At 35.7% G+C, this 13,413-nt stretch carries 12 protein-coding genes; 8 read left to right on the top strand and 4 right to left on the bottom strand.

The annotated features are described in order from the left end of the window. The first annotated feature begins 1 nt into the window (after window position 1). Entirely contained in the window at window positions 2–727 is a 726-nt protein-coding gene (locus AB4865_RS05575) for a GIN domain-containing protein (RefSeq protein ID WP_372474738.1), read from the top strand. A 32-nt stretch (window positions 728–759) separates the two neighbouring features. Further along, complete coding sequence (locus tag AB4865_RS05570; protein WP_372474737.1) at window positions 760–972, top strand: putative signal transducing protein; 213 nt, start codon at window positions 760–762, stop codon at window positions 970–972. Window positions 973–1,028: 56 nt separating this feature from the next. Here the strand turns inward: AB4865_RS05570 and AB4865_RS05565 are convergent, their stop codons facing one another. After that, entirely contained in the window at window positions 1,029–1,523 is a 495-nt protein-coding gene (locus AB4865_RS05565; RefSeq protein WP_372474735.1) for a YkgJ family cysteine cluster protein, read from the bottom strand. A gap of 64 nt (window positions 1,524–1,587) precedes the next feature. On the opposite strand from AB4865_RS05565, the gene AB4865_RS05560 reads away from it, so the two are divergent. Then, window positions 1,588–2,292 (top strand): class I SAM-dependent methyltransferase, encoded by a 705-nt coding sequence (locus AB4865_RS05560; protein WP_372474731.1) that lies wholly within the window; start codon window positions 1,588–1,590, stop codon window positions 2,290–2,292. 35 nt (window positions 2,293–2,327) lie between these two features. Here the strand turns inward: AB4865_RS05560 and clpB are convergent, their stop codons facing one another. Further along, window positions 2,328–4,913: an ATP-dependent chaperone ClpB gene (gene clpB / locus AB4865_RS05555; RefSeq protein ID WP_372474730.1), complete on the bottom strand. Its 2,586-nt coding sequence runs from the start codon at window positions 4,911–4,913 to the stop codon at window positions 2,328–2,330. Between the two features lie 336 nt (window positions 4,914–5,249). Between clpB and AB4865_RS05550 the strand changes: the two genes are divergently transcribed. The 3 genes from AB4865_RS05550 (at window position 5,250) to AB4865_RS05540 (ending at window position 7,056) form a co-directional block, all read left to right on the top strand. Beyond that, window positions 5,250–5,738: a hypothetical protein gene (locus AB4865_RS05550; RefSeq protein ID WP_372474729.1), complete on the top strand. Its 489-nt coding sequence runs from the start codon at window positions 5,250–5,252 to the stop codon at window positions 5,736–5,738. Between the two features lie 386 nt (window positions 5,739–6,124). Continuing rightward, window positions 6,125–6,328, top strand: a complete 204-nt coding sequence (locus AB4865_RS05545; RefSeq protein WP_372474728.1) for a hypothetical protein — start codon at window positions 6,125–6,127, stop codon at window positions 6,326–6,328. A 23-nt stretch (window positions 6,329–6,351) separates the two neighbouring features. After that, a complete protein-coding gene (locus tag AB4865_RS05540; RefSeq protein ID WP_372474727.1) occupies window positions 6,352–7,056 on the top strand; it encodes a hypothetical protein in 705 nt (234 codons plus the stop codon). A gap of 46 nt (window positions 7,057–7,102) precedes the next feature. Here AB4865_RS05540 and AB4865_RS05535 read toward each other — a convergent pair whose 3' ends face one another. Then, window positions 7,103–9,148, bottom strand: coding sequence for a M13 family metallopeptidase (locus AB4865_RS05535; protein WP_372474726.1), 2,046 nt, complete (start codon window positions 9,146–9,148; stop codon window positions 7,103–7,105). Window positions 9,149–9,219: 71 nt separating this feature from the next. After that, window positions 9,220–9,951, bottom strand: a complete 732-nt coding sequence (locus AB4865_RS05530) for an RNA methyltransferase (protein ID WP_372474725.1) — start codon at window positions 9,949–9,951, stop codon at window positions 9,220–9,222. A 151-nt stretch (window positions 9,952–10,102) separates the two neighbouring features. Here AB4865_RS05530 and AB4865_RS05525 point away from each other — a divergent pair, with 151 nt between their 5' ends. Both AB4865_RS05525 and AB4865_RS05520 read left to right on the top strand, forming a co-directional pair. After that, window positions 10,103–12,658, top strand: a complete 2,556-nt coding sequence (locus tag AB4865_RS05525) for a BamA/TamA family outer membrane protein (protein ID WP_372474724.1) — start codon at window positions 10,103–10,105, stop codon at window positions 12,656–12,658. Window positions 12,659–12,668: 10 nt separating this feature from the next. Next, a complete protein-coding gene (locus AB4865_RS05520; RefSeq protein WP_372474722.1) occupies window positions 12,669–13,355 on the top strand; it encodes an NAD-dependent deacylase in 687 nt (228 codons plus the stop codon). Window positions 13,356–13,413: the final 58 nt, after the last annotated feature.

Genomic DNA, 13,413 nt, shown 5'->3' with positions numbered 1-13,413 from the left:
TATGAAAAAAATATGGTTACTAATTAGCGTGATTTTTCTCAATTGTGCCGATCATGCAAATTGTATATTTTCGGGTAAAAACTCCATTGTTGAATACCAACTTTCCGCTTTTAATGAAGTGGAAATTCCAAAAAATGTTACCGTTCAAATTGTACCAGATACAATTTATAAGGTGAAAATTTATGCGAAAGAAGATATTTTACCTCATATAAAACATCAACAAAACTATCAACGGTTGATTATTTCAAACTCGGCAATTTGTCAAAGTTTTCAATCTTCGGAAAATGCTTTAATTCAATTGCATACACCTACTATTGAAAAAATTTATTCTAAAACACAACATAAAGTTTTTTCACTCGACACCTTACATTTTCCCACTATAAAAATTATCAATAATTCCTATTCAAAAGTAGGAAGTACCCATTTCGATTTGCTTGTAAACAGTGATTATATCTATTTAGAAGACAATCAAGTAGCAAAGTTTGAACTTAAAGGAAAAACAAAAAAATTAAGCATTGCTTTATACGGAGGAAATTGCAGTGTACATGCTCAACAGTTGAAAGCAGATACCGTGCAAATGTACCAAAGGAGCAATCAACATTTGTACGTACATCCACTGCATAAAATTGTGGGTACTATTGCTTCTACAGGAAATGTGTATGCTTCATATCGACCTGCTCAAATTGATGTGCAAGAATTATATAAAGGTTCTTTGATTTTTGAATAATAATTTGTAGCTTTGAGAAAAAATCAAAGATTATGGAAAAAATATTTTCAGGAAGCCAAGTATTGGCGATAGCAGTAAAAGAAATTTTAGACCAACATCAGATTGGTTATGCAGTACGTGATGACATCAACTCGGGAATTGTAGCTGGTTTTGGAACGCTTGGTAAAGCGGTACACATTTTTGTAGAACCAGAAAACGAAGAACGTGCATTGCAACTGATTGAAAATTTGAAGGAAATGGAATAAAAAAATCGCATTTTATCGATTTTTTGTTTTTAATTGTTTTTAAAATACCTTTCAATTTAGAAAGGTATTTTTCTCTTCATTTCCTCTACCACTTGAAAAGCTGCGGGACAAATTTCAGTATTTTTTATCGTTAATTGTGCTATTTGATAGATTTTTTGTCGGTCGGTGTGTGGATATTCTCTACATGCTTTGGGGCGTACATCATAAATTATACAATAGTTTTCCTCATCTAAAAATGTACAAGGCACCGATTGCAACACATAGTCCTTGTCCTCGTCTATTCGCAAATATTGCTCGGTAAACTTTTGTGGTTTCATTCGCAGATATTTAGAAATACGCTCAATATCTGCCGTAGTAAACAATGGACCTGTAGTTTTACAACAATTGGCACATGACAAACAATCGATTTTCTTAAACACTTGTTCATGAATCATTTCCACCTGATAATCTAAATTTTTCGGTGGTTTTTTCTTCAATTTTTCAAAGTATTTTTTGTTTTCTGATTGCTTTTCTTTTGCTTGTTTAGGCAATTGTTTGAGTTGTTGTTCCATAAAAAACTGTTCTACACTGCAAAATTACAAAGATTTCTGACTAACTTTGAAGAAATTTTTACAAATGAAAGACCTATTCGGAAAAGCAATTTTCAATTTTTATACTCAAAACGACCTTACTCCGATTATTACTGAAACCAATTTTACCGAAGCTGACGAAATGGATGTTTCCTATCTGTTTCGCTCTTATAAAGATATGCCCAAAATCGAGCAATTAGCATTGACTCTATGCAAAGGAAAAATATTGGATATAGGCTGTGGTGCAGGGAGTCATAGTCTGTATTTACAAGAAAAAGGCATGAATGTTACCGCTATTGATGTTTCTCCCAAAGCTATAGAAACCTGTCAATTACGCGGTATAAAAAATACACAAACCATCGATATTTTACAGCTAAACAACCAAAAATTTGATACCATTTTACTCTTAATGAATGGTACAGGAATCTTTAAAAATATAAAATCAGTTGCCTTCTATTTAAATCATTTAAAATCTCTTTTGAATGACAATGGGCAAATCCTCATAGACAGTAGCGATTTGATTTATCTTTTTGACGAAGACGAAGATGGTGGAAAATGGATTCCTAATGACCGTGATTATTACGGAGAAACTACATTTTTCATCAGTTATAAAGGAGAAAACGAAGCACCTTTTGACTGGTTGTATCTGGATTACAACACTTTGCAAAACGCATGCCATTTCAATGGATTGCAATGCGAATTGCTACACGAAGGCGAACATTTTGATTACCTTGCTCGTATTTATAAATAAAAAAAAGGAGTCTTGAAACTCCTTTTTTTAACTCTTTACCCTTGATTGCTAAAGACAATGTTTCCGTCGATAGCGTCGAGCAATATGATGGCGTCGGTTTGTACAGCTCCCGACAAGATTTGTTTCGACAATTCGTTCAGCACCATTTTTTGCACTACTCGTTTTACAGGTCTTGCCCCAAAGTGTGGGTCAAATCCTCTTTCTGCCAATAGCGAAATTGCCGCTGGTGTGGCATCCATCGTAATATGCTGATTTGCCAACATTTTATACACAGATTTCAACTGTATTTTTACGATTTGTTCGATATTTTCTTTCGTCAATGGGGTAAACATTACCACCTCATCGATACGGTTCAAAAACTCTGGACGCACCATGGTTTTCAATTGTTCCAACACTTTGGCTTTGGCTGTTTCTATAGCCATTTCCACTGACTGACTATCAAATTCTTCTTGAATGATATGACTTCCCATATTCGAGGTCATGATAATAATGGTGTTTTTGAAATCTGCCAATCGACCTTTGTTGTCGGTCAATCGTCCTTCGTCCAATACCTGCAACAAAATATTGAAAGTATCTGGGTGGGCTTTTTCGATTTCGTCTAACAAAATCACCGAATACGGACGACGACGCACTGCCTCGGTCAACTGTCCACCTTCGTCATACCCTACATATCCAGGAGGAGCTCCCACCAATCTACTCACCGAATGGCGTTCTGAATATTCACTCATATCGATACGCGTCATGGCGTTTTCGTCGTCAAACAGGTATTCTGCCAAGGCTTTTGCCAACTCGGTTTTTCCAACACCCGTTGTACCCAAAAACAGGAACGAACCTATTGGTTTATTAGGATCTTGTAAGCCCGAACGGCTTCTACGCACGGCATCGGAAATCGCTACGATAGCCTCTTCTTGTCCTACCACTCTGCGGTGCAATTCGGCTTCCAATTTGAGCAACTTCTCTCTTTCCGATTGTACCATTTTGGTAACAGGCACACCTGTCCATTTGGCTACTACATCGGCTATATCTTCGTAAGTAACTTCCTCCTTGATGAGTGAAGTTCCCTTTTGGTTTTGCTCCAATTCATCCTGCAAACGGTTGAGTTGGGCTGTGGCTTCTTGAATTTTTCCATAGCGTAATTCGGCTACTTTTCCGTAATCGCCGTTTCGTTCGGCACGGTCGGCTTCGAGTTTGTAGTTTTCAATGTCTACCTTGATATTTTGTATAGTATCTACAATGTCTTTTTCCGATTTCCATTGCGTAAATATCTGGTTGCGATCTTCTTTCAAGTTTGCCAAATCGGCACTCAAAGCTTTGAGTTTTGTTTCGTCATTCTCTCTTTTTATTGCCTCAATTTCGATTTCCAATTGCATAATTTTTCTATCCAACACATCCAGTTCTTCGGGTTTTGAATTGATTTCCATACGCAATTTAGAGGCAGCCTCGTCCATCAAATCGATAGCTTTATCTGGTAAAAATCGATTGGTTATATAGCGTTGCGACAATTCTACCGCTCCGATAATTGCCTCATCTTTTATGCGAACTTTGTGGTGTGTTTCATACTTTTCTTTGATACCACGCAAAATCGAAATCGCACTTTCTGTATCAGGTTCGTCTATGGTAACTTTCTGAAAACGACGCTCCAATGCTTTGTCTTTTTCAAAGTATTTTTGGTATTCGTCCAAAGTAGTAGCACCAATCGCTCTCAACTCTCCACGAGCCAAGGCAGGTTTTAGAATATTGGCTGCATCCATAGCACCTTCGCCACCTCCAGCACCTACCAAAGTGTGGATTTCGTCGATAAACAAGATGATTTGTCCGTCTGATTCTGTAACTTCTTTTATCACAGATTTCAAGCGTTCTTCAAATTCACCTTTGTATTTTGCACCAGCAATCAACGCACCCATATCCAACGAAAACAAGAGTTTGTCTTTCAAGTTTTCTGGCACATCGCCTTGTACAATTCGATGAGCCAATCCCTCGGCAATAGCGGTTTTTCCTACTCCAGGCTCTCCAATCAACATCGGATTGTTTTTGCTACGACGCGTAAGGATTTGCAGCACACGACGAATTTCTTCATCACGACCAATCACTGGGTCGAGTTTGCCGTCGTTTGCCAATTGGTTTAGGTTTTTCGCAAACTTGTTCAACGAATTGTAAGTATCCTCTGCCGAAGCCGAAGTAACGCGTGAACCTTTTCTGAGTTCGCTTATCGCCTGATTGATGGCTTGTTCGGTTACGCCTTGGTCTTTTAGCCATTGAACAGCTTTGCCCGAAGATTTGAAAATCGCCAATAGCAAATGCTCTACCGATACAAATTCATCTTTTAGGTTTTTAGCCAAAATTTGAGCTTCGTTTAGCATAGTATAAGCCGTACGAGAGAAACTCACCTCTCCCCCACTTACTTTTGCAAACGATTGAATCATACCGTCTAAAGCTTGTTTGAAATTGTCTACCGATACATTTACCTTTTTCAAAATAAACGGTGTAACATTTTCGTCCACTTCTAAAAGAGCTTTTAGGATGTGTTCATTTTCTACTTGTTGTTGTCCCAACGATTGGGTAATAATTTGAGCCTGTTGTAAGGCTTCTTGTGATTTGATTGTAAATTGATTGATATTCATTTTCTATTTTTTCTTATTGGTTTTGCCTATCCTATTTCAAATTACATTCCTAACCAAAAACCAAGACAAATTGACTGATTTTTATTCGTTTTTAACTAAAAAAGGTGAAATTTTAAGACATTTTGTCGTTTTTTTTATTCTATCTCTTTTTCAATCATAATAATAACCATTGAACATACCCACATAATATAATGAATCCTTTTAGTATATATTTGAATTTTTCCTAAATAAACTTATTTTTGTAAAAAACACTTCTCTTATGACTCAATACATCACAGATATACAAAAAAACAAATTAAAGCGTTTATTCAACAAAAACACATCGAACTATACGATGTGCAAGAACTATTGCTTAAAGAAGTGAGTAATCATATCGAAAATCAATGGAAAGAAAACCCTACTCTTCCGTTTGATGACGCATTGCAAAATGCATACAAAAGCTATGATGCATTGGGATTTACCAAAGTACATGAGCGAATTTTAGAAGAAAATTATCAGAAGGTAAATAAAGCTATTTGGAAAGAAGTATTGAGCTATTTTACAACGACGAAAACCCTCGTTCCTATCGCTACATTTAGCATCCCTTATTTTTTGATTGAGCAACACGATGTTTTCAAAATTGCCTTATTGGTGTATATCATACTTTTTTACATTGCAATGATTATCTACTCTTTCATTATCAATAGAAAAATAAAAAAACAGCAAAAACTTTCACAAAAGACATTTTCATACGAAACGACAGCTACTCAATTGTTTCAAGCTACTTGGATCTTATTATTACCTATCATTCCTCAATTTATCAGCCAGATTGACAAGAGAAAATGATCAACTGAGTACAGTAGGAACTATTCTTTTTTGTGTACTTTTTACCACTTCGATACTTTATTGTTTGACTCAAATAAAAATCATAAAAAAAATAATCAAAGAGAAAAAAGTATAAAAAGATTTTACCCCTTCCCATAATTTTTTATTAATTTTACGTATTTGTTGTTTAACAAACAATTAAATCAGAAACATTTAAAATGAAAAGTCCAACATTATTAATAGGTGTTATCATTGGTTGTATGACTTTCAGCAACTGTACAAAAGATAATACCCCACTTGTTGAGAATATTTTTGGCAAATTTCAAGGAGAATGGGAAGGAACTTAAACCATCACTCAAACAAATCAACAAAGTAGATGGAAAGCAACCGTTGACAAAAATGGTTTTTTGGATAGTGAATTAAATTTTAACTCACAAACGCTAACGATATCTGGCACGTTGACAAGGGATAGCGAAGTCTATGCAAATTACACATACCAAGGTCAAGAAGTAGGAAAAATGAGAGGTCCTATGAATGAAAAAGAAGGAAATGGTATATGGGAAAATCCTACCTATCAACTAAGTGGAACTTGGGTTGGAACTAAAAAATAATTTAAACGCAAACAAAAATATAAATGAAAAAATTAGTACTTCCTCTTTGCATTTTAGCAGGAATAACAGCCCATGCACAAGAAGACATTAAACCTGCTCCGTCGTACATTCAGTTTGGAATTGGACAAGCATTTGTAGATGTAAAGGATACAAACTACAAAGACACTTATGCAGGTGGATTTCTAAAAGGACTCACATCCAACTTTTCTTTTGGTAAATATTATACGTTGGATAAAAGTTCTGACAAATGGTTGGTAAATACTGGATTGAATTTCAATTTCCACCAAGTTCGTTTCAATAATGAGAAGACCATTACAGATATCAATGGTAAAACAGAATTGGTAAATAGTGGTTATACGGACATTAAAAAATCTAGATTGCTTTCGTATGAAATTTCTTTATCTGCATATATCGAAAAGAGATTTGGAGAATCGCCAGAACGTAAATATTCGATTAAAGATAGATGGTATGCAGGTATCGGTGGGCATGTAGGTATCAACTATTTGGGTACTTTCCAAAAATACGAACACAATGGTCATACCTATAAAAACACTACGATGGGGAACTACAACAAATCGCCTTTTATTTATGGAGCAGGAGCGTATGTGGGTTATGATATTTTTATATTGAAATTCAACTACAACTTCAACCCTATCTTTAAAGAATCATTTGCTCCACAACACTTGTTTACAACAAGTTTTATCTTTAATATTCCAGTGGGAAAATAATCCCATTTTGAAATTATAAAAAAAGAGGCGTTTGCCTCTTTTTTTATTACCATATTCTTACACGCTTTTCAGGTGCAATGTACAATTTGTTGGTAGGTTGCACATCAAACGCATCGTACCAAGCGTCTAAGTTTTGCAACGGCACATACGCTCTATACATTCCTGGTGCATGTGGGTCAGTTTTCACTTGATTTTTGATGTACTCATCTCTCGATTTTGTACGCCAAACGGTTGCCCAAGAAATAAAGAATCTTTGCTCTGGTGTGTATCCGTCAATTTTTCCTTGAGGATTTTTCTCTAAATAGATTTTCAATCCGTCGTAAGCGGCTGTAATTCCCCCTAAATCTCCGATGTTTTCACCCAATGTAAAATCACCGTCCACATAGATTCCGTTGAAAGGTTGTAATGCACTGTATTGTGTTGCCAACGATTTTCCAAGTGTTGTAAATTGTTGTAAATCTGTTGGTGTCCACCAGTCGATAAGGTTTCCTTCGGCGTTGTATCTCGCTCCAGAATCGTCAAATCCGTGAGAAATTTCGTGTCCAATTACCGCTCCAATTCCTCCGTAATTTACAGCTTCGTCTGCTTTATAATCATAGAATGGTGGTTGCAAAATCGCCGCAGGGAAAACAATTTCGTTGTACAATGGATTGTAATACGCATTTACCATTTGTGGTGGCATTCCCCATTTGGTTTTATCTACAGGTTTTCCAAATTCTGCAAAGTTTTTCTCAATTTCCCAACGACCAATCGCTTGTAAATTATCATAATAAGTTCCTTTTTCCTCAGGACTTTTTACTGTCAATTTTGAGAAATCTTCCCAAGTGTCAGGATAACCAATTTTAATGGTCAATTTTCTCAATTTTTCCAAAGCTCCTTCTTTGGTAGCAGGTGCCATCCACGGAAGATTTTTGATTCTTCTTTCGTAAGCCAATACTACATTGTCAATCATTTCTTTGGCTTTGGCTTTGGCTTCTGCTGGGAATCGTTTTTCTACATACAATTTTCCAAGAGCTTCACCCAAATTGTTGTTTACTACATCTACCGCTCTTTCTTCCATTGGTTTTTGAGCTTGAGCTCCCGACAATGTTTTTCCGTAGAACTCCCAACGAGTTGTAGCCAAATCTGTGGTCAATGCACTCGCCGAACCGTTGATTAAATTCCAATTTAAGTAATCTTTTAACACTTCGATTGGCGTAGATTTCAACAAAGCGTTCATTTTAGCCAAGGCTTTTGGCTGAGAAACCACTACTTTGTCGATGTTTTTCATTCCTGTTTTATCAAAATATGCAGTCCAATTGATGTTATTTGCCAATTGTTGCAATTCGGCAATTGTATGAGGATTATAGGTTTTGTGGTCATCTCTCGATTCCACTCTTGTCAATTCTGATGTAGCAATTTGCTTTTCAAATTCAAAAATTCCTTTAGCTTTTGTAGCCGCATCCTCCACCGAATATCCAATGTTTTGCAACATTTTGGTCATATATTTCAAATATTCCGCTTGGATTTCTTTGATTTCGGCTGCATCTGACAAATAATAATCTCTATCAGGCAAACCTGTAGAGGCTCCACCTACATAAATCGTATTTTTGTTTGAATCCTTGGCATCTGCATACACATACACGCCAAACAATCCGATACCACCGTCAAATACAGAATTTTGAACCAGCGCATTTACATCTTCTAAATTTTGCAAAGCGGCGATTTTTGCCAAATCTTCTTTGATAGGTTCGATCCCTTGAGCATTTCTCGATACTGTATCCAAAAATGTTTTGTACAAGTTAATGGCTTTTCCTTCGTCAGTTGATGAAGAATATTTCGACTGTGAAGCAGCCTCTTTCAACATATTCAACACATCAAGATTAGTATTTTTGTCCAATTCTTGAAAACTTCCCCAAGTAGGTTTGTCGGCAGGAATTTCAGTTTCATCCAACCATTTTCCGTTTACGAAACGAAAGAAATCATCTCCCGCATGTACAGTTGTATCCATATATTGCAATGCAATACCGTGGTTTTCACTGTCTTTTATCGCAATTTTGTTGCACGATGCCAAAAGCAACGCAACAGCTGCACTTAGTACTAATTTTTTCATTGATATTTCTATATAATTATTTTACAAAGATAAAGAGTCTAAACAAATTTTCCATGTATAAAATGATAAATCTACACTAATCTTCTCCTAAACTCACTCAAAACAATTGCAGTTGCTGTAGCAACATTCAAACTTTCGGTTTTTTGATTTATACCAAAACGAGGAATCGTCAATCGATGAGTGGATAGTTTTTCTATTTCAGGCGAAATTCCATTAGCTTCATTTCCCATAATGATACAAGCATTTTCTGGCAAAGATTCGGTATATATTGTTTCACCGTTCATAAATGTTCCATAAATCGGATGAGAATAATCATTTAAAAACATTTCTAAATCAAGGTAATTCACTTGCACACGAGTGATTGACCCCATCGTTGCCTGAACGACTTTCGGGTTATACAATTCGGCAGTTTCTTTACTACAAACGATTTGTCTGATTCCAAACCAATCACACAAACGAATTATAGTACCCAAATTTCCTGGGTCGCGTACACTGTCCAATGCTACAATCAATCCATTGGTATCAATATTTGGCTCTGATGGTATCTTAAATACAGCCAAACAATCGGGAGCTGTAGTCAAATTGCTCATCTTGGAAAAATCTTCCGATTTTGCAATCCACTTATTTTTCACTTTTGGAAAATCATTTGAATTTGAAACAACCAAATGTTGCAATTCAAAAGTAGAATCTATCAATTCTTCTATTCCTTTTTTTCCTTCAACTACAAATTGTTTATTTTGCAATCTGTATTTTTTTTGCTTCAATGAAGCAATATTTTTAACTTGATTTTTCGTAATATTCATATCTTCACGAGCTATTTTAGTTGCTTTTACATTGGAGTATAAACAACATATAAAAAGTTAATTTTCTTACATTTACGTATATTTCATAATCTAAACGTCTATTTCGTAAAAAAATCGTACTTTTGCGGTAGCAAATATATTTCGAAAAGTTTTGAAAAAAAAATTATCACCCAGTTTATATATCGTTTTATCGAGTATTCTCGTTTCTGCCTGCAACCTTACAAAGAGAGTTCCAGATGGTAGCTATTTGCTTACAGAAAACAAGATAGAGGTCAATGATAAGAAATCTTCTGATTCTAAAGTCACTGCACAATTATATCAACAACCCAACTCTTCGATAGGTGGTTTGCCGTTGCGATTGATGGTTTACAATGCTGCAAATGCACAGCCTCGTGCAGATTATGACCAATGGTTGGAACGCAACCCTAATACCAAACAGTTTTTAGTGAGCCTATTATCTGAAAAACAAGTCGATCGTTTAGGCGATTCGTTTTTTGTATCGGGTATTAGCAATACAATGAAAGATTTTGGTGAAGCTCCTGTAATTTTTGATAGCGAAAGAGCCGATCGTTCGGAAATTCGCTTGAAAAACTATTTCTTCAACCAAGGCTATTTCAACACAACCGTTTCTAAAGAAATTGACACCGTTTCAAAAGAGAAAAAAGCTTTAGTAACCTATAAAATTCAAACAGGTAGCCCCTTTTTATTAGATAGTATTTCAACAAAAATCAATTCACCTGAATTGGAAGCTCTTTACGAAGAAAAAAACAAAATTACTTTTTTACACAAAGACGACAAATACAATGCAGCCGTTTTGGACAGAGAACGTGACCGTATGACTACATTTTTCCGAAACAATGGGGTGTTTGATTTTCAAAAATCATATATCAATTTTGAGATTGATACTTTAAAACAAAACAACACTGCAGATATTTTGGTACGTGTTGAGGACAAAAGTATCAAAATGTCAAATAGTGACACTTTGATTAAAGAACCTTTTAAAATCTATAAAATAGACGAAGTAAATATCTATACGACTAATTTTCAAAATAGAAAAGACGAGTTGAAAAAAACAACGTATCGTGGGGTAAATATTTTTAGCAAGGGAAAACTAAACTACAAGGCTAAAACTCTATACGATGCCAATTTCATCAACCATGGCGATGTGTATTCAGACCAAAAAAGAGCCTTGACTATCAAATCGTTTTCATCTTATTTGAACGTCTTTAACTATCCAACCATCGAATTTTTGGCAAATAAAAATGATACTGTTCAAAATTCATTAATTGCCAATATTTATGTAAGCCCACGTAAAAGAGCTTCGTTCAATCCGTCGGTCGATGTCACGCATTCAAATATTCAACAAATTGGTATTGAAGGGGCTGTTAGTACCTCTTTCCGAAATATTTTTAAAGGTTCAGAAACATTAGATGTAAGTTTTAGAGGTAATATTGGTTCATCAACATCACCAAATTTCCGTACAACCGATCGATTTTTCAACATTATAGAATACGGGGTGGATGTAAAATTGGGAATACCAAAATTTTGGTTTTTCACAGATACCGATGTACTGATATCGAGACAAATGTTTCCAACAACCAATGTAAGTGTGGGGCTTTCAAATCAGCAAAACATTGGTTTGGACAAACAAAACTTCACCTCGATTTTCAACTACAACTGGAGCCCGAGAAATCGAAACAATTTATCATTGGATGTATTCAATATTCAATTTGTAAAAAACACAAATCCAGGAAATTATTTCAACGTATATCGTACCTCGTACAATACGCTAAACAATATTGCAACAAACACCAAAAATGTTCCTGACGAATATTTTGACGAATTAGGAAACCTAATCATCAATGATGGGGTCGATGCCTTTATAGAAGATGTTTTACAAAACAATTCCTTAATTCCAATAAGAGATCCGAAATATAGACAAGTTGCCAGTATTGCTGAACGTAGAAAAAGATTGACCGAAAACAACTTGATTTTGGCTACCAATTTGACCTTTACTACCTCAACAAGAACAGGTATCCAAGACAATGACTTTTACAACTTAAAGGCAAAAGTAGAAACCGCGGGAAACCTTTTTAGCTTGATGAATCTCAATCAAAGAGCTGACGGAAGACGCACATTTCTCGATGTGGCTTATTCGCAATATGTAAAAACCGAATTGGAATATGTAAAATATTTTGATTTAGGAAATAAAAATGTTATTGCCATAAGAGCCTTTGGAGGTATTGCCATTCCGTACGGAAACAGTACCAATATTCCGTTTTCACGAAGTTATTTTGCTGGTGGTTCCAACGACAACCGTGCGTGGCAATCATACCGTTTGGGACCAGGAAGTAGCGGTGGTGTCAATGATTTCAACGAAGCAAATATGAAAATGGCTTTCAATCTTGAATACCGTTTCAACGTCAGTGAACCAATCAATTTGGCTTTATTTGCCGATGCAGGAAACATTTGGAATACCCTCGATGATACATCCAATGAAGACATGAAATTTACAGGATGGAATTCACTCAAAGACATAGCCTTAGGAACAGGATTGGGACTTCGCTATGATTTAAGTTTCTTTGTCATTCGTTTTGATACTGGTTTCAAAACCTATAACCCAGACAAAGAACTCGAAAACAAATGGTTCCATCAATGGAATTTTAAAGAAATGCAGATAAATGTTGGGGTAAATTACCCTTTCTAAAAATCTATACATGAAACAAAAATTAGTAGTCCTCTCAGGTGCAGGAATCTCTGCTGAAAGTGGCATTTCTACTTTTAGAGACGCCAACGGACTGTGGGAAAACCATAGAATCGAGGAAGTAGCCTCACCCGAAGGTTTTGAAGCCAATCCTGAGTTGGTCATGCGATTTTACAACCTGCGAAGAGCACAGTTAAAAGAAGTAGTTCCAAACGAAGCCCATAAATTATTGGTACAATTGGAGGAAAAATACGATGTACAAATCATTACCCAAAATGTAGATGATTTACACGAAAGAGCGGGTTCGTCTAATGTATTGCATTTACACGGCGAATTAAACAAAGTTTGCCCAATTGACAACACGGTTTTTGGCACAACTTGGGAAGGCGATTTGCATATAGGTGACACAGACGAACGAGGTGTGCAATTGCGACCTTATATCGTGTGGTTTGGCGAGGCAGTTCCTAATATAGAACTGGCAACCTTTTGGGTAGAAAATGCCGACATTTTGTTGGTGATAGGCACTTCATTGCAAGTATATCCTGCCGCAGGATTGTTGCATTACGCACCCAAAAATTGCAAAATCTATCACATCAATCCAGACGAAACACCCTTGGTCAACAGTAAGCATATTTTTATTCAAAATGTGGCAAGTAAGGGAATGAAGACATTTTGTGAAATGATTGAAAATAAAAAATAAAAATTCAACAATTCTCTCAATTATTTTAGTATTTTTGTACGATAATTAATTTTTTGAA

This window comes from Capnocytophaga sp. ARDL2 (assembly GCF_041530365.1).
Taxonomy (GTDB): Bacteria; Bacteroidota; Bacteroidia; order Flavobacteriales; family Flavobacteriaceae; genus Flavobacterium.
The sequence above is the reverse complement of the archived record's forward strand: the minus strand, read 5'-3'. Positions and strand labels throughout refer to the sequence as shown.

Bases quoted from the DNA above. Each gene is read 5' to 3' on its own strand.
- AB4865_RS05530 (WP_372474725.1), bottom strand. From the start codon at position 9,951: ATGAATATTACGAAAAATCAAGTTAAAAATATTGCTTCATTGAAGCAA.
- AB4865_RS05575 (WP_372474738.1), top strand. From the start codon at position 2: ATGAAAAAAATATGGTTACTAATTAGCGTGATTTTTCTCAATTGTGCC.
- AB4865_RS05565 (WP_372474735.1), bottom strand. From the start codon at position 1,523: ATGGAACAACAACTCAAACAATTGCCTAAACAAGCAAAAGAAAAGCAA.
- AB4865_RS05560 (WP_372474731.1), top strand. From the start codon at position 1,588: ATGAAAGACCTATTCGGAAAAGCAATTTTCAATTTTTATACTCAAAAC.
- AB4865_RS05520 (WP_372474722.1), top strand. From the start codon at position 12,669: ATGAAACAAAAATTAGTAGTCCTCTCAGGTGCAGGAATCTCTGCTGAA.
- AB4865_RS05540 (WP_372474727.1), top strand. From the start codon at position 6,352: ATGAAAAAATTAGTACTTCCTCTTTGCATTTTAGCAGGAATAACAGCC.
- AB4865_RS05570 (WP_372474737.1), top strand. From the start codon at position 760: ATGGAAAAAATATTTTCAGGAAGCCAAGTATTGGCGATAGCAGTAAAA.
- clpB (WP_372474730.1), bottom strand. From the start codon at position 4,913: ATGAATATCAATCAATTTACAATCAAATCACAAGAAGCCTTACAACAG.
- AB4865_RS05535 (WP_372474726.1), bottom strand. From the start codon at position 9,148: ATGAAAAAATTAGTACTAAGTGCAGCTGTTGCGTTGCTTTTGGCATCG.